The 22,466-nt window shown below is 74.1% G+C and carries 17 protein-coding genes; 11 read left to right on the forward strand and 6 right to left on the reverse strand.

The features are described from left to right. Positions 1-16: 16 nt before the first annotated feature. From FGE12_RS09315 to FGE12_RS09345, 7 genes are read left to right on the forward strand one after another with little or no spacing between them, the layout of a single operon-like run. A complete protein-coding gene (locus tag FGE12_RS09315; RefSeq protein WP_153866058.1) occupies positions 17-418 on the forward strand; it encodes a response regulator in 402 nt (133 codons plus the stop codon). Next, positions 415-1,872: a chain-length determining protein gene (locus tag FGE12_RS09320; RefSeq protein ID WP_153866059.1), complete on the forward strand. Its 1,458-nt coding sequence runs from the start codon at positions 415-417 to the stop codon at positions 1,870-1,872. The genes FGE12_RS09315 and FGE12_RS09320 overlap by 4 nt, the downstream gene beginning before the upstream one ends. Next, positions 1,869-3,422 (forward strand): O-antigen ligase family protein, encoded by a 1,554-nt coding sequence (locus tag FGE12_RS30905; RefSeq protein ID WP_153866060.1) that lies wholly within the window; start codon positions 1,869-1,871, stop codon positions 3,420-3,422. Before FGE12_RS09320 ends, FGE12_RS30905 begins: the two co-directional genes overlap by 4 nt. 38 nt (positions 3,423-3,460) lie before the next feature. Then, on the forward strand, positions 3,461-4,639 hold the full coding sequence (locus FGE12_RS09330) for a glycosyltransferase family 2 protein (RefSeq protein WP_194797784.1): 1,179 nt from the start codon (positions 3,461-3,463) through the stop codon (positions 4,637-4,639). Next, entirely contained in the window at positions 4,636-5,148 is a 513-nt protein-coding gene (locus FGE12_RS09335) for a hypothetical protein (RefSeq protein ID WP_153866061.1), read from the forward strand. The genes FGE12_RS09330 and FGE12_RS09335 overlap by 4 nt, the downstream gene beginning before the upstream one ends. Continuing rightward, complete coding sequence (locus tag FGE12_RS09340) at positions 5,145-7,334, forward strand: glycoside hydrolase family 44 protein (protein ID WP_153866062.1); 2,190 nt, start codon at positions 5,145-5,147, stop codon at positions 7,332-7,334. The genes FGE12_RS09335 and FGE12_RS09340 overlap by 4 nt, the downstream gene beginning before the upstream one ends. Next, a complete protein-coding gene (locus tag FGE12_RS09345; protein WP_153866063.1) occupies positions 7,331-8,140 on the forward strand; it encodes a WecB/TagA/CpsF family glycosyltransferase in 810 nt (269 codons plus the stop codon). Before FGE12_RS09340 ends, FGE12_RS09345 begins: the two co-directional genes overlap by 4 nt. Positions 8,141-8,150: 10 nt before the next feature. On the opposite strand, the gene epsC is transcribed toward FGE12_RS09345, so the two are convergent. Together epsC and FGE12_RS09355 are read right to left on the reverse strand one after the other, a co-directional pair. Next, positions 8,151-8,699 (reverse strand): serine O-acetyltransferase EpsC, encoded by a 549-nt coding sequence (gene epsC / locus FGE12_RS09350; RefSeq protein ID WP_153866064.1) that lies wholly within the window; start codon positions 8,697-8,699, stop codon positions 8,151-8,153. Positions 8,700-8,800: 101 nt separating this feature from the next. Continuing rightward, positions 8,801-10,441 carry a hypothetical protein gene (locus FGE12_RS09355; RefSeq protein ID WP_153866065.1) on the reverse strand — a complete coding sequence of 547 codons (1,641 nt, stop codon included), beginning with the start codon at positions 10,439-10,441 and terminating at the stop codon, positions 8,801-8,803. Between the two features lie 320 nt (positions 10,442-10,761). Here FGE12_RS09355 and FGE12_RS09360 point away from each other — a divergent pair, with 320 nt between their 5' ends. Next, the gene (locus FGE12_RS09360; RefSeq protein ID WP_153866066.1) at positions 10,762-11,967 is read left to right on the forward strand and encodes a cytochrome c peroxidase; all 1,206 of its coding nucleotides are present in this window, start codon (positions 10,762-10,764) and stop codon (positions 11,965-11,967) included. Positions 11,968-11,973: 6 nt separating this feature from the next. Here FGE12_RS09360 and FGE12_RS09365 read toward each other — a convergent pair whose 3' ends face one another. Continuing rightward, complete coding sequence (locus FGE12_RS09365) at positions 11,974-13,539, reverse strand: flippase (protein ID WP_194797734.1); 1,566 nt, start codon at positions 13,537-13,539, stop codon at positions 11,974-11,976. A 154-nt stretch (positions 13,540-13,693) separates the two neighbouring features. Between FGE12_RS09365 and FGE12_RS09370 the strand changes: the two genes are divergently transcribed. Next, the gene (locus FGE12_RS09370; protein WP_153866068.1) at positions 13,694-16,150 is read left to right on the forward strand and encodes an HAD-IIIC family phosphatase; all 2,457 of its coding nucleotides are present in this window, start codon (positions 13,694-13,696) and stop codon (positions 16,148-16,150) included. Further along, positions 16,147-16,983, forward strand: coding sequence for a DapH/DapD/GlmU-related protein (locus FGE12_RS09375; RefSeq protein WP_153866069.1), 837 nt, complete (start codon positions 16,147-16,149; stop codon positions 16,981-16,983). The genes FGE12_RS09370 and FGE12_RS09375 overlap by 4 nt, the downstream gene beginning before the upstream one ends. Positions 16,984-16,992: 9 nt before the next feature. On the opposite strand, the gene epsD is transcribed toward FGE12_RS09375, so the two are convergent. Together epsD and FGE12_RS09385 are read right to left on the reverse strand one after the other, a co-directional pair. After that, complete coding sequence (gene epsD, locus FGE12_RS09380) at positions 16,993-18,666, reverse strand: exopolysaccharide biosynthesis glycosyltransferase EpsD (RefSeq protein ID WP_153866070.1); 1,674 nt, start codon at positions 18,664-18,666, stop codon at positions 16,993-16,995. Between the two features lie 73 nt (positions 18,667-18,739). Continuing rightward, positions 18,740-19,627 carry a 2-oxo acid dehydrogenase subunit E2 gene (locus FGE12_RS09385; protein WP_228530684.1) on the reverse strand — a complete coding sequence of 296 codons (888 nt, stop codon included), beginning with the start codon at positions 19,625-19,627 and terminating at the stop codon, positions 18,740-18,742. 164 nt (positions 19,628-19,791) lie between these two features. Here FGE12_RS09385 and FGE12_RS09390 point away from each other — a divergent pair, with 164 nt between their 5' ends. Further along, positions 19,792-20,829 carry a cell envelope biogenesis protein TolA gene (locus FGE12_RS09390; RefSeq protein WP_228530685.1) on the forward strand — a complete coding sequence of 346 codons (1,038 nt, stop codon included), beginning with the start codon at positions 19,792-19,794 and terminating at the stop codon, positions 20,827-20,829. Positions 20,830-20,925: 96 nt separating this feature from the next. Here FGE12_RS09390 and FGE12_RS09395 read toward each other — a convergent pair whose 3' ends face one another. Continuing rightward, positions 20,926-22,464: a kelch repeat-containing protein gene (locus FGE12_RS09395; RefSeq protein ID WP_194797735.1), complete on the reverse strand. Its 1,539-nt coding sequence runs from the start codon at positions 22,462-22,464 to the stop codon at positions 20,926-20,928. Positions 22,465-22,466 lie beyond the last annotated feature (2 nt).

Genomic DNA, 22,466 nt, shown 5'->3' on the forward strand with positions numbered 1-22,466 from the left:
GGTTCGTGGTGAAGCCATGTCCAGTCCCCGCCCCCGCGCGCTCGTCGTCGAGGACGCGCCCTCCATCCGCAAGCTGATGCGCGTCTACCTCGAGGAGCTGAACTTCGAGGTGGCGGAGGCCTCGGACGGCCAGGAGGCGATCCGCCTGCTGGGCGCGGCGCCCCCGGCGCTGGTGTGCCTGGACCTGATGCTGCCGCGCTTCTCCGGCTACCAGGTCTGCCAGTTCATCCGGCAGCACCCGGAGTTCCGCGAGGTGCCGATCATGGTGGTGAGCGCGCGCACGCTCCCGCTGGACCGCGCGCACGCCGAGGAGGCCGGCGCCTCCGCCTACCTGACCAAGCCCTTCACCCGGGCCCATTTCGCGGAGCAGGTGCGGGCGCTGGTGCCCCCCTCCCGCGCGGATCGCTCTGCCCCATGATGCCCTCCACGCCGCCCTCCGCCGCCGCCTCCGAGTCCGCGGACCTCTTCGACTACCAGATCCTGCGCGACTACGTGGGCTTCGCCCTGCGCGCGCCGGGGCGCCACAAGCTGCTCGCCACCGCCGTGTTCCTCGCGGTGCTGGGCACGGCGGTGGCCGCGCTCTGGGCCATGCCCAAGACCTTCCACACCGAGGTGCGCATCCTCGCGCAGCGCAACCAGGTGATCGCCGCGCTGGGCAACCCGCGCCGCTCCATGCCGGGTGACGCAGACGCGCCCACGCGCGCCGCCTCGGAGACGGTGATGCGCCGCGACAACCTGGTGGCGCTCATCCGCCAGACCAACCTGCTCGAGCACTGGCGCACCCACCGCGCGCCCATCCAGCGCCTGCGCGACAGCGTGAGCCAGATGGTGCGCGGCCCCATGGACGAGGAGGACCAGCTGGACGCGCTGGTGGGGCTGCTGGGCAAGAAGCTCTCGGTGCAGACGGGCGAGGGCACCGTCACCATCGCCATCGACTGGCAGGACGCGCAGATGGCGTACCGGCTCATCGGCGCCGCGCAGCAGAACTTCCTCGAGGCGCGCCACGCCTCGGAGATCTCCACCATCGCCGAGGCCATCTCCATCCTCGAGGGGCACGCGAGCAGCGTGCAGGAGAGCATCGAGAACACGATGGAGGACATGCAGCGCAGCCGCGAGGCGCGCAAGCCCGTGGCCGCCCGCGCGCGAGCGCCGGAGGGCTCGGCCGCGCGCACCGCCGAGCAGGACCTCGCCCAGCTCAAGGTGATGCTCGCCGCCAAGCGCCGCGCGCTCTCGGACCTGGAGGACTTCCGCCGCCGCCGGCTCGCGGAGCTCGAGTCGCAGCTGCTCGAGCAGCGGCGCACCTACGCGGACGCGCACCCGCTCATCGTGAGCACCCGCGAGAGCATCGAGGCGCTCAACACCGACTCGCCCCAGATGTCCGCGCTGCGGCGCGAGGAGCGCGAGCTGCGCGAGGAGTACACGCGGCGCGCAGGCAGAGACCCGGACGCCCTGGTCCCCGCCTCGAGCGCCGTGCCCACCGGCCCCACGGTGGCCGGCCCCGAGGGAGAGCTGCAGCGCGCGCCCGCGACCCTGAGCGCGAAGGACACCGAGGAGTACTCGCAGTCGAGGCTGCGCATCGCCACGAACAAGTACGAGGAGCTGCTGGACCGCATCGACGCGGCCCGCATCGAGCTGGACACGGCGCGCGCGGCCTTCAAGTACCGCTACAGCGTCATCGACCCCGCGCAGGTGCCCAAGAAGGCGCTCAAGCCCAACCCCATCGTGATGGTGCTGGGCGGCATCGTGGGCGGGCTCGCGCTCGCGCTGTTCTGCTGCATCGCCGCGGACCTGCGCAGCCGCCGCCTCCTCGAGCGCTGGCAGCTGGAGCGCTCGCTGGGGCTGCCGGTGCTCGGAGAGCTGCGGCGGTGGTGAGTGAGGCGCCCAGCCACCCGGTGCGCTTCGCGGCGCTCGTGGTGCTGCTCACGCTCGCGACCTGCGCCGCGCTGGTGGTGGGCGGGGGCCAGCCCCTGTTCGCGCTCGCGCCGGTGGCGGGGCTCGGGCTGCTCTGGGTGCTGTGGAAGGTGCCCCTGCGGGGGCCGCTGCTGGTGCTGCTCGCGCTCGCGCTCGCGCTGGAGGTCCCCTCCGAGCGCCCGGGCAACGGGCGCTTCACCACGCCCCTCTACCCGCTCGGTCAGGTCCTCTTCGACAACCTCAACAACGTGACCGGCATCGGGGCGCTGCGCTTCAGCGGCATGGACCTCGTCGTCGTCGGGGCGCTGTTCCTCGTCTTCTACCGCAAGGCCATGCGCCAGGACGTGGACGGGGCGCGCGGCGTGCAGACGGCGAGCTGCGTGGGTCCCGTGCTGCTGCTCGCCATCCTGGGCGTGGTGTTCATGGAGCTGTGGGGCATCGGGCGCGGGGGCGACTTCCGCAACTCGCTGTGGCAGATGCGCCAGATGCTGTTCCTGCCGCTGCTCGCCTACCTCTTCCAGGCGACCATGCGCGGGCCGAAGGATCACCGCGCCATCGCGCTCATCCTGGTGGGCTGCGCGGTGTGGAAGGCCCTGCTGGGGCTCTACATCTACAAGGTGATCTACGGGCCCCTGAACATCCGGCCGCAGCACGCGACCATGCACTCGGACTCGGTGATCTACGCCACCGCGGTGGTGATGCTCCTCGTGCGCTGGAACGAGCGGCGCGACCTCACCGGCTGGCTCGGCGTGCTCGGCGTGCTGCCGGTGCTTGCCGTGGGCATGTTCGTGAACAACCGCCGCATCGTGTACGTGGAGATCGTCCTCGCGCTCGCGACGCTCTACTTCCTGTTGCCCTGGAACGCGGTGAAGCGGCTCGCCACGCGCGCCGTGCTGCTGATGGTGCCCCTGGTGCCGCTCTACCTGGCGGTGGGCTGGAACTCGAGCGCGGGCATCTTCAAGCCGGCGCAGACGGTGAAGTCCATCGTGTCCGCGGACGCGGACCGCTCCACGGCCACGCGCGAGATCGAGAACTACAACCTGTACATCACCCTCAAGCAGAACCCGCTCATCGGCACGGGGCTGGGGCACGAGTACGTCGAGCAGTCGCGCGCGGACGACATCTCCCAGTTCTTCCCGCAGTACCGCTTCATCCCCCACAACAGCCTGCTCGGGCTGTGGGCCTTCGGGGGGCTGGTGGGCTTCACCTGCGTGTGGGCGCCCCTGCTGGTGGCGGTGTTCCTCGCCGTGCGCAGCTACCGCTTCGCGCACCGGCCCGGCGACCGCACCGCGGCGCTCACCATCATCGCCGCCATCTTCGCCTTCGTCTGCCAGGCCTACGGCGACATGGGCCTGCAGAGCTGGCCCGGCGTCTTCCTCGCGGCCGCAGCCGTCAGCGTGGCGGGAAAGCTCGCGGTGGCGGTGGGCGCGTGGCCCGAGCGCCGCGTGCGCGCCGCCCCGCCCGCGCTCGCCCTTCCCTCCCGCGCCCCTTCCCAGGAGTCGCTCGCGTGACGTCCCCCACCCTGCTCTCGCTGCTGCCGCTGCTGGACATGGCGCTGCTGCTGCTCGCCGTGCCGGCGCTGCTCGCCGCGCTCTACCTGCTCGCGCTCACCCTGCTCTCGGGCCGGCTGCCGGTCCCCGCGCGCGCGCCTGCGCGGCTTCGCTTCGACCTCGTCGTGCCCGCGCACAACGAGGAGGCGGGCATCGCGCGCACCGTGGCGAACCTCTCCGCGCTCGACTACCCGGCCGCCCTGCGGCGCATCGTCGTCGTGGCGGACAACTGCACGGACGCCACCGCCGAGCGTGCGCGCGCCGCCGGGGCGCACGTGCTGGTGCGCCACGACGCCGAGCGCCGCGGCAAGGGCTACGCGCTCGAGTACGCCTTCGCCCGGAGCCTGGAGGAGGCGCAGGCGGACGCGGTGGTGGTGGTGGACGCGGACACGGTGGTGTCCGCGGGCCTGCTGCACGCCTTCGCGGCGCGGCTGGAGGCGGGCGCACGGGCGGTGCAGGCAGAGTACGGCGTGCAGAACCCGGATGCCTCCTGGCGCACGCGCCTGCTCACCATCGCCTTCGCGCTGTTCCACGACGTGCGCAGCCGTGCGCGCGAGCGCCTGGGGCTCTCCTGCGGCCTGCGCGGCAACGGCATGTGCTTCGCGCTCCCGCTGCTGCGCCAGGTCCCGCACGACGCCTTCTCCGTGGTGGAGGACGTGGAGTACGGGCTTCGCCTGGGGCTCGCGGGGCAGCGCGTGCACTACGCCGGCGAGGTGAAGGTGCTAGGAGAGATGGTGGCCGGTGAGCAGGGCTCGCGCTCGCAGCGCCGGCGCTGGGAGGGCGGGCGGCTGCAGCTGATGCGCCAGCACGGGCTGCCGCTGCTCGGCCGCGGCCTCGCGCAGCGCTCGGGCCTGCTGGTGGACCTGGCCCTGGACATCCTCGTCCCGCCGCTCTCGTGGCTCGCCGCGCCCGCGCTCCTCCTCGGGGCGCTCGCGCTCGCGCTCTCGCTCGCGGGCGGGCACGCGCTGCTGTCGCTCGGGGCCTGGGGCGCCGTCCTGGCCATGCTCACGCTGTACGTGCTGCGCGGCTGGTGGCTGTCCGGAATGGGGCTGCGCGGCCTTGCGGACCTGGCGTGCGCGCCGCTGTACGTGCTCTGGAAGCTGGTGCTGTTGCTGCGCCGCCCGCAGCACCCGAAGGGTGCGTGGGTGAGAACGACCCGCGAGGGGGAGTCCCGATGATGAAGCGACGCGAGGCCGTGTCCTCCCTCTCCGCGAGCTCCGAGCCGCTCGCGCTCGCGGCGGCCGTGAAGGCCAACCCCCGGCTCAGCCCCGAGCTGCAGCAGCTGTGGTTCACGCTGCTGCGCGAGCCGTGGAGCACGCTGGTGGTGATGCCCAGCCACCCGGGCGGCTCCTCCATCGAGCTCACGCGCGCGCTGGCGGAGGTCGCCCGCATGCACCGCGGCAGCCCGCCCATGGTCATCGACGCGCGCGGCGCGGAGCTGGGGCGCGCGCCGCACTTCATCATCGACATGAGCACCCACGTGGACAACGGGGGCATGGTGCTGGTGGCGGCGGACGCGGTGGTGGAGAACCAGGTGGGCATCCCGCTCGCGCTCGCGGCCAACGCGGTGCTGCTCACGGTGACGCTGGGCCAGGCGGACGTGGCGAGCGCGGAGCGCACGCTGGAGCTGCTCGGGCGCCAGCGCATCCTCGGCTGCGTGACGGTGCCGGCGGTGGAGGCGCGATGAAGGCGGCGGCGAGCGGCGGCAGGGCGGTCCCGTTGCTCGCGGCGCGGGCGCTCGTGCTGCTCGCGCTGGCGCTCGCCTGCGGGCGCAGCGCCGTGGCGGCCGAGCGCGCGCCGGGCCAGCGCACCCAGGCGGCGCCGGCCCCCAGCGAGCCCCTCTACGTGTCCGGGCTCAAGGGCGAGTGGCAGGACTACGGCTGGGCGCCGCGCGAGCTGAAGGCCGGCGCGCCCGCGCGCCTGGACCTCAGCAACAAGGGCGGGTGGATCATCGCCCGGCCGGGCTACGGCGCCCGGCCCGCGGGGCTGGTGCTGCGCTACCGCGCGCCCAGGGGCTTCGGCGACTTCCTCGAGGTGCGCCTGGACGGCAGCGGCAGCGCGGACTTCCCGCACGTGCGCGTGCTGCCGCGCCACCGCCTGGACGGCAAGGACGGCTGGAGCGAGGCGTGGCTGTCCCTGCAGGAGCTCAACCCCGCGGGCGCCCCCTTCGACCGCATCGTGCTGCGCGCGGCCGAGCAGGTGGGAAACGAGCGCGTGGAGGTGGACGGCGTGGGCTTCACCGCCACCGCGCCCGCGGGCGGCCCCGAGGTCGCCGCGGCCCCCCAGGCCGCCCCGCGCGAGGTGCAGCTCTCCCTCGACTGCCGCGCGCCCGCGCAGCGCATCAAGCCGGGCATCTACGGCATCGCGTACGACCAGATGCGCGACGCTCAGAGCATCCACCAGTGGCAGCTGGGCGCCACCATGCGCCGCTGGGGCGGCAACGCCACCAGCCGCTACAACTGGGAGCTGGGCAACGCCTGGAACACCGCGAGCGACTGGTACTTCCGCAACGTGAACTACACGGACGTGCCCAACTTCTCGTACACGCGCTTCCTCGATGCGGACCTCGAGAAGGGCGTGCAGACCGCCCTCACGGTGCCCACCATCGGCTGGGTCGCGAAGGACACGAGCTCGCACGCGTTCTCGGTGGCCACCTTCGGCGCGCAGGCCTCGGTGGACCCCAGCGTGCCGGACGCGGGCAACGGCGTGGACACCAAGGGCCAGCGCATCGCGCCGGGGCCTCCCGAGCTCACCAGCGTGCCGGCGGGCCCGGACTTCATCGGCCGCTGGGTGAAGGCCATCCGCAAGCGCGACGCCGAGAAGGGCACGCGCAGCGTGCACATGTACATCCTGGACAACGAGCCGGCGCTCTGGAGCGAGACCCACCGGGACGTGCACCCCGAGCCGGTCACCTACGACGAGCTGCTGCAGCGCACGCTCGCGTACGGCACGGCGGTGCGCCGCGCGGACCCGGACGCGGTCATCGCGGGGCCGGCCGAGTGGGGCTGGTCCAACTACCTGTACTCGGCGAAGGACGCGAAGGTGAGCTACACGCTCGCCCCGGACCGGCGCGCGCACGGCAACGTGCCCCTGGTGCCCTGGCTCCTGCGCAAGGTGCGCGAGAGCGAGCGGCAGACGGGCGTGCGCGTGCTGGACGTGCTGGACCTGCACTTCTACCCGCAGGGCAAGGGCATCGGCGTGGGCACGGGCGGGCAGACCGACCCCGGCACCAACGAGCGGCGCATCCGCTCCACGCGCGGGCTGTGGGATCCCACCTACGTGGACGAGTCGTGGATCGGCGAGCCGGTGCGGCTCATCCCGCGCATGCGCGAGTGGGTGGACCAGAACGCGCCCGGCGTGGGGCTCTCCATCGGCGAGTACAACTTCGGCGCCGAGGGGCACATGAGCGGCGGGCTCGCGCTCGCGGAGGCCCTGGGACGCTTCGGCCAGTACGGGCTGGACGCCGCCTTCTACTGGACCTACCCGCCGGAGAACTCCCCCGCCTTCTGGGCCTTCCGCGCCTACCGCAACTTCGACGGCAAGGGCGGCCGCTTCCAGGACCTCTCCGTGCCGGCGCGCTCGAGCCTCGCGAGCACCTCGCTCTTCGCCTCGCGCGACGAGAGCGGCGAGCACCTGGTGGCGGTGCTGCTCAACCTGGACCCCGAGCGCCCCGCGCGCGGGCGCCTGGACCTGGGCGCCTGCGGCAGCGTGAGCGCGCAGCGCGCCTTCCGCTACATCGGTGAGGCGGCGGGCTTCCGCGAGCTGCCGGCCTCGGAGGTCCCCGGCGCGAGCGGCCCCGACGTCACCCTTCCCCCCTACTCCATGACGGTGCTCGATCTCACCCTGAGCGCCCGCCCCAAGACCTCCCGATGAGCGCTCCCGCCCCGGTCCTCCGCTCCCCTCCCCCTGCCGCTCCCGCGGCGCCGCGCCTGCGCCTCGGGCGGCTCACGATCGATCCCGTCACCTTCCCCGAGGCGCTCGCGCGCATCGAGGCGCTGGTGGCCGCACGCCAGGGGGGCAGTGTCTTCACCCCCAACGTGGACCACGTGGTGAACGTGGACGCGGACGCGCACTTCGCCGAGGCCTACGCGCAGGTGAGCCTCTCGCTGGTGGACGGCACGCCGCTGCTCTGGGCCTCGCGCGCGCTGGGCGCGCCCCTGCCGGAGAAGATCTCGGGCTCGGACCTGGTGTGGCCGCTCATGCAGCGCGCCGCCGAGCGCGGCTGGCGCGTGTACCTGCTAGGCGCGGGGCCCGGCGTGGCCCAGGAGGCCGCCGAGCGCTTCGAGCGGGAGCTGGGACTGAAGGTCGTGGGCGTGGACTCGCCGCGCATTGCCGCCCGTCCCGGCGCCGTCGACGAGAGCGCCGAGGCGCTCGCGCGCCTGCGCGCCGCCGCGCCGGACCTGGTGCTCGTGGCCTTCGGCTCGCCGAAGCAGGAGCTGTGGATCCACGCGCACGCGGCCCAGCTCGCGCCGGCCGTGGCGGTGGCCGTGGGCGCCTCGCTGGACTTCGTGGCGGGGCGGGTGAAGCGCGCCCCGGCCTGGATGTCGCGCGCGGGGCTGGAGTGGCTCTACCGGCTCGGGCAGGAGCCGCGCCGCCTGTGGCGCCGCTACCTGGTGAACGACCCCAAATTCGTGGGCATCCTGCTGCGCACGCTGCGCGAGTCGCGGCGCGCCCGCTAGGGACGCGGGCTCAGGTCCCCGAGCGCGCGGTGCGGTAGGGGTCCCGCGCGCCCTTGGGCTGGGCCTTCGCCGGGATGCCCGTCACCACGCTGTCCGGGGGCACGTCGTGCAGCACCACGGCGTTGGCCCCGATGACCGAGCGGGCCCCCACGCGGATGGGGCCGAGGATGCGCGCCCCGCAGCCCACCACCACGTCCTCCTCGAGCGTGGGGTAGCCGTTGTCCTTCGCGGTGCCCACGGTGTTGTTGCCCATGAAGCGCACGCGGTCGCCGATGCGCGCGTCCCCGCCGATGACGATGCCCAGCGTGTGCACGAAGTACACGCCCTTGCCCAGCGTCACGTCCTTGCCGATCTCGATGCCGTAGAGCGCCGTCTGCGCGAGCCGCAGGATGCGGTTCGCGCCCGGCAGCAGGCGCGCCGCGGCCCGCACGCGCTGCAGCGCGAGCACCGTGTACCCGTCCGAGAGGGCCAGGGTGCGCAGCACCTGGCGGGCGTCCGGGCTGCCCCCGGCCTCGCACTGCGCCACCTGCACCGCGTCTTCGTACAGCTGCCTGAGCATGCGCATCTCCACGGCCCTTCGCGGGCCCGAGCGCCCGCGCGCGGGCTGCTCCGGGTGTACCCCCCGGGCGCACGCGGCGTCCAGGGAGTGCGCTCGGAGGCTCAGCCCTTGTACGTGTAGCAGACGCTGGGATCGAAGGTGGGCGGGGCGGCCACGTTCTCCTGCAGCCCCAGGTTGTCCCAGCTGCGCTCGTCCATGAAGGGCGTGTTCTGCAGGTAGTAGCGCTGGCCGGTGCGGTCGTTGCTGTCCGAGAAGAACTCGATGCGCTCGCCGGCCGAGTGGTAGAGCACCTGCCCGAAGCCCACCGCCGCCTCCGCCATGGTGAGCTTCACCGAGGGGAAGTCGTTGCAGAGGCGCTGCTGGCCGTTCACGTAGAGCACCACGCGGCCGCGGCGCACGTACAGGTCGTAGCGGGCGCGCGGGGCGATGAGCATCTGGTCGTCCAGGATGGGCGCGAGCAGCTTGCCGGCCGCGTCCTGCGTGCGGAACCAGCCGGGCGCGGCGATGTTCGGCTCGTGGTACTGGTCCGGGCTCACGTTCACCACGCTGCTGCGCGTGGGCTTGTTGGCCAGGTTCACCATCACGCGGATGTCGGACTCGGGGCGCTTGTTGCTGGGCGCCAGGGTGAAGGGCCAGCCGTCGCGCGGGAACACCTGGAGGCAGTTCCACAGCTCGATGCTGGGGTTCTGCCCGTCCTCCTGGTGGAAGAAGGGGGTCTGGATGATGCTGCCCTTGAGCGCACCGTCCGCCTCCATCGTGGCGCCCTCGGTGGCCGCGCCGCACAGCGAGATCCACCAGTAGCGGCGCGAGGTGGCGTCGCTCGCGACCTCGTAGGAGACGTGCAGGTAGCCCTCGTCGTAGAGCTTCGCCGGGTGCTTCGGGTAGGCGATGTTGGAGGCGAACACGTCCTGCCCCACGTCCGCGATCAGCGTGTGCAGCTGCCCGCGGTCGACGAAGAACTGGGTGAGCTCGGAGCCGTAGGTGTAGAAGTTCCACTTCGCGTTCATGTACCGGCGCGGGTTCTGCGCGCGGTCGTAGCCCTTCACGCTGCCCACCAGCTTCGGCTGATCGTTCTCGGTGAAGCCGTCGAAGAAGTCGCTCGGCGCGGTGGGGGCCGCGCGCGGGGTGATGAGCAGCGTGGTGCGCGCGAGCACCCGGGGCGCCACGGGCGCGGCCTGCGCGCCGGGGCGGGGGCCCGGGCCGTGGCCGTTCACGATGAGGCTGCCGTAGCGAGTCCGGATCTCGTCCGCCGTGTACACCTCGTGGAGCCCCTTCGCCGCGTCCTTCACCTCCACGTTGTTCGTCACGTCCACCACGCCGTGCTCCGAGCCGATGACGCCCGGGAAGGGGCACGCGGCGTCCACCGCCTCCACCACCACGCGCGTGGGGCCGGAGAGCGCCGTCACGTCCAACTGCCGCAGCAGCTCCAGCGTGGCCTGCGCCTTCGCGTTGTGCTGGCGGTAGCCCGCGCAGTGCACCAGCGCGCCGTCCACCTGCTCCTGACCCGCGACGGGCACGCTCACCTTCACGCCGTTCACCAGGGCGAAGGCGCGGTAGTCGCGTGCGCCGTCCACCAGGGGGAGCACGAGCAGGGCGCTGTCGTAGTTGGCGAGCACCTGCACCCCCTCCATGAGCGGGGCGCTGGTCCACGGCAGCGCCGCGCCGTCCGCCCCCGGGGGCGCGGTGGGGCTGTCGGCCACCGTGGCGGGCACCGCCTCGGGCGCGCCGGGCAGGGGGTCCACGCCCACCTCCGGCTCGGTGACGCCCGGCCCGGCCCCCGGGTCCCCCTTACAGGCGAGGACGAGAAGTGAGGCGACCAGCGCGCAGCGCCGCAGGGCGGACGGGAGGGGGCTGGGGCGGGTCGGGGAGGGGCACTCGAGTCGGCGTAGGTACATGTGTGCGACGCGTCTTACCTTGACTGGGGGTGATTGTTCTATTGGACCCCTTGCCGAACCGGCTCCTGCTCGGAAAGCATCCGGCCTCCTCCCGTGTTCGAGGCCCCGTGCTCGAATTTCCCTGCCCTTCCCTGCCCCCGCGCCGCCTCCGCCGCTTCGCGCTCGGTGTGAGTGCGCTCCTCGCGCTCGGCGCCTGCAGCGAGCCCTGCCCCGAGGCCCCCGGGCTGGGTGCGCAGCAGTGCGCGGAGGTGCGCGCGATGCGGCTGCCCGAGGCCCTGCCGGCCGCGCGCGGCAACGCGCACGCGGAGGACCCGGCCGCGGCGCTGCTGGGCTTCCGCGTCTTCTTCGACGCGCGCTTCTCCTCGGACCAGCAGGTGCGCTGCGCCACCTGCCACGCCCCCGAGCGCCACTTCCAGGACGGCCTGCCCGTGGCACACGGGCTCGAGGACGTGACGCGCAACACGCCCACCGTGCTCAACGCGGCCTGGCAGCGCTGGCAGACGTGGGACGGCAGCGCGGACTCGCTCTGGTCGCAGCCGCTCACCGCGCTCGAGAACCCGAAGGAGATGAACCTCACGCGGCTCGAGCTCGCGCACCGCATCGCGGAGTACTACGGCCCGCGCTACGAGCCGGCCTTCGGCGCGCTCCCGCCGCTCGGGGACACGGCGCGCTTCCCTGCGCGCGGCAGCCCCGGCTCCTCCGAGTGGGAGGCGATGGCGCCCGCGGACCAGGACGCGGTGAACCGGGTGGCCGCCAACGTGGGCAAGGCCCTCGAGGCGTACCTGCGCAAGCTCGCCGCGGGGCCGTCCGCCCTGGACCGCTACCTCGCGGGCGACGCGGCCGCCCTGGGCGAGCAGGAGCGCAAGGGCCTGCGGGTGTTCGTGCAGGCGGGCTGCAGCAGCTGCCACTCCGGCCCGCAGCTGAGCGACGAGCGCTACCACAACCTCGGCGTCCCCGCGCTCGCGGGCGCGCCGCTGGACGAGGGCCGCAGCGCCGGGCTCGCGCACGCGGGCGCGAGCCCCTTCAACGCGCTGGGACCCTATGCGGACGGTCCGGTGCCGGGCGCCTCGGGCGCGGACTACGTGGCGCAGCCGGGCGCGGAGGCGCTGGGGGCCTTCCGCACCCCGTCCCTGCGCAACCTCGAGGACAGCGCGCCCTACGGGCACAACGGCCGCTTCGCGACGCTCGAGGAGGTGGTGGACTTCCACCTCCAGGGCGGGGGCCGCGGCGCCGGCGGTTTCGTGGGCGAGGTGAGCCCGCTGCTGCAGCCGCGCACGCTCTCCGCGGACGAGCGCGAGGCGCTGCTCGCCTTCCTGCGCTCGCTCGAGGGGCAGTACCCGGCCGCCCCCTGGAACAACTGGCCCGAGGGCTAGCGGGAGCTAGGCCGACTGGGCGCGGCGCGCGGCCCGCTGCCCCAGCACCTCGCGCACGAAGTGGATCAGCTCGCGCGGGCGCACGGCGCCGAAGGCCCAGGCGAGCGGCAGGTACGCGAGCGCGTCCACCGCGAGCCGCCACGGCCCCAGCGGCGCGAGCAGGCGGTGCAGCAGGATCACCGCCGCGCACACCGCGAGCGAGCGCCCGATGGTGAGCAGCGTGGAGCGGTCGAGCAGCTCGCGCCCCACCGTCCACATCAGCATCGCGGTGACGCAGATCTCCATGCCCACCACGCCCACCGCCGAGCCCACGCCCGCGCCGCCCGGACCGAAGTGGCGCGCGCACAGGGGCACCGCCACCAGCGCGATGAGCGGGTTGAGGATGACACCGGTGATGGACACCGAGGTCAGCGTCCAGCCGCGGTTCTCCGTGATCAGCGCCATGGAGAGCAGGATGGCCAGGTAGGTGAAGGCGAAGAGCAGCACCAGCACCCGCAGGCTGTGCACGGCGGGCGCGTAGGCCTCGCCGAACACGCGGCGCACCAGGAGGTCCGCCCCCAGGCCGATGAGCAGCATGATGGGCAGCGTGGCGGTGATGACGCCTGCCACCGAGCGGCGCAGCACCTGCACGAAGGCCTCGTGGCTCTCGGCGCGCGCGCGCGACAGCAGCGGCATCACCACCCAGTTGACCAGCGGCGAGAGCAGCATCGCGAGGCTCGCCAGGTTGTTCGAGGCGCTGTACCAGCCGATCTCCTGCGCGTCGCGCGTGAGGAAGCCGAGCATGGTCACGTCCACCTTGGAGCAGAGCGTGACGGCCACCCCGTTCACGAAGAAGGGGATGCAGGCGCGCAGCACCTCGCGCGTGGCGGCCGCGTCCACGCGCAGCGTCAGGTCCAGCTCGCGCTGCGCGATGGGCCACAGCAGCACCACGCGCAGCGCCTCGGAGAGCAGGAAGCTGGAGGCGAGCACCCAGAGCGGGGCGTGCAGCACGATGCCCAGCCCCACGCCCACCGCCCAGATCAGCTTCGCGCCCACGTTGATGACCGCGAGCCGCCCCACCGTGCCGTGCGCCTGCAGCAGCGCCGCGAGCGAGTTGCTCACGCTGACGCACAGGTACGCGACCCCGAAGAGCACCACCACCGGCTCGGTGCCCGCGGGTGCCCCCGCGCGCCCGATGGAGAGCGCGAGCGCGGCGAACACCGGCGCGCTCAAGAGCGCGCGCGCCACCAGCAGCCCCCCGAAGAAGTCCGAGGCGTGCGCCGGGCGCACCGAGATCTCCTTCTGGATGTAGGTGTCCACCCCCAGGGTGAGCAGGATGAAGTAGGTGGCCGCGAGCGTGTCCGCGAGGTTCAGGGTGCCGAACAGCTCGGGGCCCAGGTGGCGCGGCAGCGCGATGCGGATGACCAGGGCCACCGCCCAGGTGCCCAGCAGCGAGGCCCCGAGCTTCAACGCGTTTCGCGCCGCGACCACCCGGCTGTTGGTGGGGGCGGGAGCGGCGACGGCGACGGCGACGGCGGCATCGGGCGGAGCGGCGGCGGACATGGGCTCGGGTGCCATACCACGCGAGCGCATTCCTACACACCTGGCGCCAGGGTCTCCGGGTGCCGTCGGACCCGGGGTCGAAGTCTCAGGGGCTTCAAAGCGCCCACGCTGAAATGCTACAAGACCTACATCCGCCCCTGGCGCTGCGCGCTCGCGCCGGGCGCCGCCCTGAGCCATCCGCCCCATGAACGTCAAAGGTATCGCCGAGGCCCTGCTGCCCCGCTCCCCCCTGGTCGACAAGCTGCTGCGCAGCCTCGGCCGTGACGCGGAGCTTCCGCTCTCGCAGAAGGTGAGCAAGGGGGTGCGCTTCCTCACCGCCTCCACCTCGGCGCCCTTCTACCTGCGCGAGTGCACGCAGGTGGGCGCGCGCGCCCGCACGCAGGGGCGGCCGGTGATCGTGAACCAGGGCGAGCTCCACATCGGGGACGACCTCAACCTCAACTGCGCCTTCAGCCCGGTGCAGCTGAGCACCGCGCCCGGGGGCGTGCTGGAGATCGGGAACCGCGCGGACATCAACTTCGGCACCCTGCTCAGCGCGCACGCGCGCGTGAGCGTGGGAGACCGCGCGCGCATCGGGCCCTACTGCATCCTCTCGGACACGGGCACCGCGGACGCTTCCCCTTCCGCGGACGCGCCCCTGCCCGCCCAGCCCATCAGCGTGGGCCACGACGTGTGGCTCGCGGGTCGCGTGACGGTGCTGCCGGGCGCGAGCATCGGGGACGGCTCGGTCATCACCGCGGGCTCGGTCGTCTCGGGCGCGATTCCCGCTGGCGTCATCGCCGGCGGCATCCCCGCGCGCGTGCTGCGGCGGCTGGAGGCGGGCGCACCCGCCGGAGCCGCGGAGCTCACCGGGCCCACCGAGGTCACCGGGCCCACCGGGCCCACCGGGCCCAGCGCGGGCGCGCGCCTCGCCGCCGCGGCCCAGCGCCTGCCCGCGGCGTCCGAGGCGGCAGACGCCGTGCGCCCCGCGGTGGCGCTGCGCGGCCTCGCCATCTCGGACTTCACCATCGACGAGCTCGCGCAGCAGCTGGAGCAGGACCTCGAGGCGCCGGGGCTCGCGCTGGAGGTGGCCCCCTTCGGCCAGGTGATGCCCACGCTGATGGAGCTGGGCTCGGGAGCGAGGAGCGCGCCGGACTTCGCCCTGGTGTGGACGCGGCCCGAGGCGGTGCTGCCCAGCTTCGCCGAGCTGCTCGCCTTCAAGCCCGTGGCGCCCGAGCGCCTGCTGGAGGAGGTGGACGCCTTCTGCGCCCTGCTCACGCAGGGGGTGAAGGGCTGCCGCTTCGCCTTCGTGCCCACCTGGGTGCTGCCCGCGCACAACCGCGGCCTGGGCCTGCTGGACACGCGCGAGGGGCCGGGCCTGCGCCACGCGCTGACCCGGGCGAACCTGCGGCTGATGGAGAACCTGGCGCGCGCCTCCAACGTGCACGTGCTGGACGCGGAGCGCTGGGTGCAGGCGGTGGGCCGGAACGCGCTCAACCCGAAGCTCTGGTACCTGGGCAAGGTGGCCTTCCACAGCGACGTGTTCGCCGAGGCGGTGAAGGACCTCAAGGCGGCGGTGCGCGGGCTCACCGGCGGGGCGCGCAAGCTGGTGGTGGTGGACCTGGACGACACCCTGTGGGGCGGCATCGTGGGGGACCAGGGCTGGCAGAACCTGCGCCTGGGCGGCCACGACAGCGTGGGCGAGTCCTTCGTGGACTTCCAGCACCACCTCAAGGCGCTCACCCGCCGCGGCATCGTGCTGGCCATCGCGAGCAAGAACGAGGAGTCGGTGGCCCTGGAGGCCATCCGCAGCCACCCCGAGATGGTGCTCAAGCCCGAGGACTTCGTGGGCTGGCGCATCAACTGGCAGGACAAGGCGCGCAACATCGCGGACCTCGCGGCGGAGCTGAACCTGGGCCTGCAGTCCGTGGTCTTCCTGGACGACAACCCCGTGGAGCGCGCGCGCGTGCGCGAGGCGCTGCCCGAGGTCTTGGTGCCCGAGTGGCCCGAGGACAAGCTGCTCTACACGAGCGCGCTGCTCTCCCTGCGCTGCTTCGATGCGCCGGCCATCAGCAAGGAGGACCTGGAGCGCACGCAGATGTACGGCTCGGAGCGCCAGCGCGACGCGCTCAAGGAGCAGGTGGGCTCGCTGGACGCGTGGCTGCAGAGCCTGGGCATCCAGGTGAAGGCGGAGCCCTTGAGCGCGAGCAACCTGCAGCGCAGCACCCAGCTGCTCAACAAGACGAACCAGATGAACCTCTCCACGCGCCGGCTCACCGAGCCCGAGCTGCAGGCGTGGGCGAGCGCGCCCGGGCACCGGCTGTGGGCGGTGCACGTGTCCGACCGCTTCGGCGACGCGGGCCTCACCGGCCTGGTCAGCGTGGAGGTGGAGGGCACGCGCGCCCGCGTCGTGGACTTCGTGCTCAGCTGCCGGGTGATGGGCCGCAAGGTGGAGGAGACGATGGCGGCCCTGGTGGTCGCGTACGCGCGCACCCAGGGCCTGAGCGAGGTGGTGGCGGACTTCCTGCCCACGAAGAAGAACAAGCCCTGCCTCACCTTCTGGGAGGGCTCGGGCTTCACCCGCGAGGGCGAGCGCTTCCGCTGGGACGCGAGCGCCCCCTACCCCGTGCCCGGCTTCATCCAGCTCGAGGAGGCGCCTTGAAGCGCCCGGGCTTCGCGGGCCTGCTGGCCGGGCTCATGCCTGCAGCACACGGCGCGCTGCAGCTGCGCGCCTGCGACCGGGTGGGCCTGCGCCCGCGCGTGCACGGGAGCGCGCACGTGGAGAACCGCGGGCACATGGAGGTGGGCGACCGCTTCCTGCTCGAGTCCTCGCCCGTGCAGTCGCACCTGGTCACGGGGCCGCGCGGGCGGCTGGAGATCGGCCACGACGTCTCCATCGGCCACGGCGCGGCCATCGCCGCGCACGCGCACGTGCAGGTGGGCAACCGCGTGCAGGTGGGCGCCTTCGTGATGGTGATGGACACCGACTTCCACGACGCCGTGCACCGCGACGTGATGCCCGAGGGCCAGCCCATCCTCATCGGCCACGGGGTGCGCATCGGCGCCCGGGTGACGGTGCTGCGCGGCACCGTCATCGGCGAGGGCGCGGAGGTGGAGGCGGGCAGCGTGGTGTCCGGCGAGGTGCCGCCCCACACCGTGGTGGGCGGCGTGCCGGCGCGGGTGCTGCGCCGCGTGGGCGAGGCACCCGGCGCAGCGCCGCAGGGCCCAGCCGAGGCGCAGGGCAGCGTACTCGCGCGCGTGGGCCAGGTGGTGCAGCGCACCTTCGGCCTGCCGCAGGTGCCGCCCCCGGAGGCGGGCCCGGGCCAGGTGCGCGGCTGGGACTCGCTCGGCTCGCTCAAGCTGCTGCTCGCGCTGGAGGACGCCTTCGGGGTGTCCCTCTCCGAGGACGAGATGGCGCGCTCGCGCACGCTCGCCGAGCTGGGCGCGACGCTCGAGGCAGCGCTCGCGCGCCGCAAGGGCGCGCACGCCGCCTGAGCGGGTGGGCTAGGTGCCCGAGGGCTTCGCGGCCCCGGGGCCCGTGCTGCTCTGGCCGCGCTTGCGCGGGCGCACGGCGCTCGCCGGCGTCTCCACGATGGAGCCCGCGGGCACCGACTGCAGCACCACGGCGTTGGCCATGATCTTCGAGCCCTCGCCGACCGTGATGGGGCCGAGCAGCCGCGCGCCCGGGCCCACGTGCACGTGGGCCTCGAGCACCGGCGAGCCGATGGCGCCCGTCACCGGGTCGCGGCTCTCGCCCACCGTCACCTGCTGGCTGAGCACCGCGCCGGGGCCGATGCGCGCCGCGCCGTTGATCGCCATCCCCATCCCGTGCACCACGATGCAGCCCGGGGCGATGTCCGCGTCCCAGTGGATGTCCGAGCCGTAGAGGTGGCGGATGAGGCGCGAGCTCGCCTTGGCCGCGAAGGTGAGCCCCACGCGGCGGAAGAAGCGCATCACGCGGTACTGGATGAGGATCTGGAAGCCCACCTTCTGCACCGCGTCCACCGGCAGGCGCCCGGGCGGCACCAGCTCGCCGTGGTACTTCGCCTCGGCGGTGCGGATGGCGGCGTGGTCCGCCTCGATGCCGTGCACCAGCTCCGCGAGCGCCGCGCCCCCACCCTCCCCGCCCCAGCGCGCGAGGTAGCCCAGGTACTCCTTGAGCGCGGGCCACGCGCCGCCGGTCTCCTCGCGCACGCCGCGGTAGTACTCCATGCCGTACACCAGCGTGGCCGCGGCGATGGCGAGCCGCTCCTGTCCCAGCCGGTCCACCGCCAGCCCCGTGCGGATGGCCACCGCGGCGAGCCCCTGCGAGATGCGCGGCGCCACCAGCGCGAGCCCCAGCAGCGGGCGCGAGAGCGGGTTCACCATCCCGAGGAAGCGCCAGGGGCTCGCGTTCTGCACGTCCGGGTGCTTGCGCGCGATGCGCAGGTCGAAGACGCCGTAGTGCAGCGCCCGCTTCAGCCAGGTGTCCAGCTTCGTGTGGTCCGAGCCATGGATGACGTAGGGCAGCTCGGAGAACACGATGCGGCAGCCCAGCTTCTCGAGGCGGATGCCGAGCTCCACGTCCTCGGAACGCTTGAGCGAGCGGTCGAAGCCGCCGGCGGCGAGGAAGTCCTCGCGCCGCAGCGACACGTTGCCCGTGTACAGGTGGTCCCCGCGCGGCACGAGGCGCCCCTCGCGCACGTCGCTCACGAACATCTCCAGCATGCGCGAGTGGTAGCGCTCGAAGAGCGGCATCCGGCCGAGGTTCTCGTCCGGGCGGATGAGTCCCAGCGCCACGTTGCGCGAGCCCTCGGGGTGCAGCGCCAGGTGCTGCGCGAGGAAGTCCTCGGCCACCTGCATGTCGTCGTCCACGATGACCAGCAGCTCCGCGCGCGCGCGCTGCACGCCCGCCTGCCGCGCCGCCGCGGGCCCCGCGTTCTCCTGCTCCACCACCTCGAGGTGGAAGGGCCACGCGCGCGCCTGCAGCGCCGGCACCACGCGCTCGCGCGAGCCGTCGTCCACCACCACCACCTCGAAGCGCGAGGGCGCGAGGCTCTGGCGCCCCAGCTGCTCGAGCAGCCGCAAGAGCAGCGGCAGGCGGTTGTACGTGGCCATGACCACGCTCAGCTCGGGCGTGCCCGACTCCGCCACGCCCGGCCCCCTAGCGCGGCCCCCCTCGCGGTGCTTGCGACTCATCCCGGCAGCTCCTCGGTGATTTTTGCACCCGCAGCGGAAAAAGACGCCGCCACGGCCCTGCTTCCCGCCCTTCCTATCGCAACTCGGGGTCCAGGTGCGAGCGGGTGGGAGCGCCAGCGTCCAGTGGTGGCAGTGCGCCGGGCTCCTCGAGCAGGGCCTGCACGCAGCGGGCGAGCTGGGCGGCGTGGTAGCCGTCGATGAAGCGGTGGTCGAAGGAGGCGTTCACGTTCATCACCCGCCCCACGCCCACCGCGCCTCCGGGCAGCGCGAGCGGCACCTCGCGCACGGCGCCCAGCGCCACCACGATGGGCACGCGCGCGTGCGGCACCAGCGGCAGGTACGCGGTGTCCAGCCCCAGCGCGCCCACGTCCACCACCGCGGCCGAGCCGAAGGGGTCGCGCGGCAGGCCCAGCGCCCGCAGGTCCAGGTTCAGCGTGTGCTGCAGCAGCGCGGCGAGCCGGCTCCAGGGGCGCAGCAGCAGGAAGGGCACGCGCGAGAGCAGGTGGCGCTCGCGCTCGAGCGCCGCATCCGCGCGGGTGCGCACGCGCAGGGCCGCCGCCTCCAATCCCCGGGCGACCTCCTCCAGCGAGAGCCCGTCCACGCGCTCGAGCTTCGCCGGCACCAGCTCCGCCTCGGGCCCCTCCCCGTCCACCACCAGCAGGCTCACGTCCACCTGCTGGCGCAGGTAGATGCGGTTGAAGCGCAGCACGGCGTTTGCCTCGGGGCAGCGGCGCAGCGCCTCGCCGAGCGCGCGCACCACCAGGTGCGAGAGCTGCAGCGCCACGCCCGTGCGGGCGCGGAAGGCCTCGGTGAAGGCGAGCGCCGCGTCCACGCGCACCGTCAGCGTGCCGTACACCGTGGGATCGTGCGCGGTGCGCCAGCTGCCGATCGCCAGCTTGCGGAAGCTGGACACCCTTCGCTGGGGCACGAGCTCCAGGTGCTTGCCCATGCGCCGGAGCATCGCGGCTCCGGGCGGCGCGCCCAAGCGCTTTCGGGCACCCCGCCCCTCGCCCGGCCGCTCGGCGGCAGGGCCGCGCCCCTCTGCGAAGGGCCACCGCTGCCCTTGACGCCCCCCGCTCGGACGTTACGCTGCGGCGCTTTTCGGACCCGTTTGGAGGTCGTTCCTTGCAGGCATATCTGATCGTGCTCCTCTTCCTGGTGAGCATCGGCTTCGCCGTCACCCTCGGCATGCTGCTGTTCGGCAACAAGCGCGCCGGGAGCCACGCGGCTCCTGCCGCTCCCCGCACCCCGCAGCTCGAGACCGAGAGCAAGGCGCGCGCCCACGCGGAGGCCGAGCTGGAGCGCAAGCGCCGCGAGCTGGACGAGCAGCGCGGGCAGCTCAACGAGCTCAAGGGCCAGCTGAAGGAGGCCAAGCGCAAGCTGTTCGAGCTGAAGGACGGCGACAGGGGCGACAAGGAGCTGCAGCGCGCGCGCGCCGAGGTGGAGCGCAGCGCGAGCCAGCAGCTCGAGGTGGTGCGCGCGGAGCTCGCGGGCGCCTTCGCCGAGATCGATCGCCTCAAGAGCCTCAACGAGGGCGGGCGCCCCGCGCGCCGCGCTCCGGCAGCCCCCGCCGCGCCCGCGGCTGCGACCCCTGCCGCCCCCGCGGCCCAGATCGCCGCGCCCGCCGAGACGCTCGTCGTCGCGGCGGCCGTGCCGGTGTCCGGCGAGGGGACCGCTGCCGCCGCCCCCGCCGCGGCGCCCGCGCCCCGGCGCTTCCGCGAGCTGACGGACGCGGACCGCGAGCGCATGGAGCGGCTCGAGCACACCGCGAACAAGGAGCGCAGCCGCGCCGCCGAGCTCGAGGCGAACCTCAAGAAGACCCGCTCGCGCGCGGACACCCAGGCCCGCCTCTACACCGCGACCCGCGCCGAGCTGGACCTGGTGAAGGACAAGTTCAAGGCGCTCGAGAAGCGGCTCAACCGCACCCTGCTCGAGCGCGACCTCGTGCGCCGCGCGATCAAGGACCTCGAGAAGCGCACCGGCAGCGTGGCGGAGCGCACCGAGCTCACCCCGGACGAGATCGCCGCGAGCGACCGCAAGAGCGAGGAGGCCGCGCAGGCGGCGGCCGCCGCCGAGGCCGAGCGCAAGGCGGCGCTCGCCGCGAGCGCCGAGGCCGCGGGCACCGGCGAGGCCGCCCCGGGCGAGGACAAGCCCAGCGCGTAACGCCCCGCGCCCCGGGGCTCGTGGGGCTTCCTGGGGCTCCGCAGCACGAGGGACGCCACGGACCTGCAGGGGCCCGGGCGTCCCTCTTCTTCTTCTTCAGTCCACCGGCGCCGGCGTGAACACGAGCACGTCCCCGAGCACCTCCCGCACCACGCCCACCTCGCCCGGCGCCTCCTTCAGGCCGCCCACCACGAGCACGGTGCCGTCCGCGAGCAAGGTGCAGGTGTGCGCCCAGCGGCCGGCCTCGAGCCGCGCGAGCCCCAGCACCACGGGCAGCGGCGTGCTCGCGTCCGCGGCGGGCGGGACGATGAGCTCCGCCGCGTCGCTGCTCTGCGGGAGGGTGCCGGGCTCGCCCGTGCGGCCTCCCGCGGCGAGCACGCGGCCGTCCGGCAGCGCCACGGCGCACGCGTCCGCGCGCGCGCCCACGTTGGGGCCTGGCGTCGCGCGGGCCCCCGGCGTGAGCGCCACCAGCTCGCTCGTGGCCAGGGCCCGCTGCGTCGTGGGGGACTCGGTGGGCGTGTCGAAGCCGCCCAGCACCAGGGCGCTCGCGCCGCCCGCCCAGGGCGCCACGGCCGCCGCGCGCCGCCCCTGCAGCAGGCGCGCAGGGGGCCCCGCGCTCTCGAAGCCCGCAGCGCCGAAGCGCAGCAGCACCACGTCCTGGACGAGCGCGCTGCCGTCCGAGCCGCCCACCACGGCGAGCCCGTCTCCGGGGGTGCGCAGCGCGCTCGCGCCGAGGCGCGGCAGCGGCACGGCCACCGGCGCCGCAGCGGCGCCGTCCTGCACGCGCGCCTCGGCCGGCGCCACCACGCCTCCGCCCTCCCCCACCCCGCCCGCGAGCAGCACGTGCCCCGCGCTGTCCACCGCGGCCGCGTGCTGGCTGCGCGCGCGCTCGAGCGGGAAGCTCGCCACGCCCCCCTGCGCGAGGTCCACCCGCAGCGCGTCCGCGAGCGGCCCGGCCGCATTCTCTCCGCCGGCGAGCAGCACGCTGCCGCTGGGCAGGAGCGAGGCGGAGTGGAAGGCGCGCGCGCTGCCCAGGTCCGGCGCTGCGGAGAGCGTGCCCGTGTCCGGCGCGTAGAGCTCGGCGCTCGAGAGGGCGACGCGCGCGCCGGCCTGCAGCGCGAAGCCCCCCGCCACGAGCACCCGGCCGTCCTGCAGCAGCGTGGCGCTGTGGCCCGCGCGCGGCGCGGCGAGCGCGCCGCAGGTCTCCGGGTGCTCCACGTCGCTCACCGGGGTGAAGGCATTCACCCGCCGCACCACCACGCGCTGCGAGGGGGCGGCTCCCCCGGCGACGTCGAAGGGCGCGGTGCGCCCGAGCGCCACCACGCGCCCGCCCTCCTCGGGCCGGTTCTGGTAGGCGCGCACCTCGAGCACGCGCGCGGGGCCCGGGGGCACGCCCTCGAGCGCCTCGGGCGGAGAGCCCACCGGCACCAGGCGCTCGAGCGGGGCCATGCCCTCGCCGGTGACGCGCAGGCGCAGGTGCGTGGCCCCCTCGAGCGGAGGCGTTCCCGCGCAGGCGCGGGTGACGAGCTGCAGCGGCAGGCGCGTCCCCTCGCTCTCGAAGAGGGAGCACCCCGCGGGGAGCGTCAGCACGAGGGCGGCGGCGAGCAGGCGGAGGCGGACGGAGGCGGGCCACATCG

This window comes from Aggregicoccus sp. 17bor-14 (assembly GCF_009659535.1).
Lineage (GTDB): Bacteria > Myxococcota > Myxococcia > Myxococcales > Myxococcaceae > Aggregicoccus.

Excerpts from the sequence above, each read along its gene's own strand:
- FGE12_RS09315 (WP_153866058.1), top strand. The coding sequence starts at position 17 with ATGTCCAGTCCCCGCCCCCGCGCGCTCGTCGTCGAGGACGCGCCCTCC.
- FGE12_RS09320 (WP_153866059.1), top strand. The coding sequence starts at position 415 with ATGATGCCCTCCACGCCGCCCTCCGCCGCCGCCTCCGAGTCCGCGGAC.
- FGE12_RS09330 (WP_194797784.1), top strand. The coding sequence starts at position 3,461 with ATGGCGCTGCTGCTGCTCGCCGTGCCGGCGCTGCTCGCCGCGCTCTAC.
- FGE12_RS09335 (WP_153866061.1), top strand. The coding sequence starts at position 4,636 with ATGATGAAGCGACGCGAGGCCGTGTCCTCCCTCTCCGCGAGCTCCGAG.
- FGE12_RS09340 (WP_153866062.1), top strand. The coding sequence starts at position 5,145 with ATGAAGGCGGCGGCGAGCGGCGGCAGGGCGGTCCCGTTGCTCGCGGCG.
- FGE12_RS09345 (WP_153866063.1), top strand. The coding sequence starts at position 7,331 with ATGAGCGCTCCCGCCCCGGTCCTCCGCTCCCCTCCCCCTGCCGCTCCC.
- epsC (WP_153866064.1), bottom strand. The coding sequence starts at position 8,699 with ATGCTCAGGCAGCTGTACGAAGACGCGGTGCAGGTGGCGCAGTGCGAG.
- FGE12_RS09365 (WP_194797734.1), bottom strand. The coding sequence starts at position 13,539 with ATGCGCTCGCGTGGTATGGCACCCGAGCCCATGTCCGCCGCCGCTCCG.
- FGE12_RS09370 (WP_153866068.1), top strand. The coding sequence starts at position 13,694 with ATGAACGTCAAAGGTATCGCCGAGGCCCTGCTGCCCCGCTCCCCCCTG.
- epsD (WP_153866070.1), bottom strand. The coding sequence starts at position 18,666 with ATGAGTCGCAAGCACCGCGAGGGGGGCCGCGCTAGGGGGCCGGGCGTG.
- FGE12_RS09385 (WP_228530684.1), bottom strand. The coding sequence starts at position 19,627 with ATGCTCCGGCGCATGGGCAAGCACCTGGAGCTCGTGCCCCAGCGAAGG.
- FGE12_RS09395 (WP_194797735.1), bottom strand. The coding sequence starts at position 22,464 with ATGTGGCCCGCCTCCGTCCGCCTCCGCCTGCTCGCCGCCGCCCTCGTG.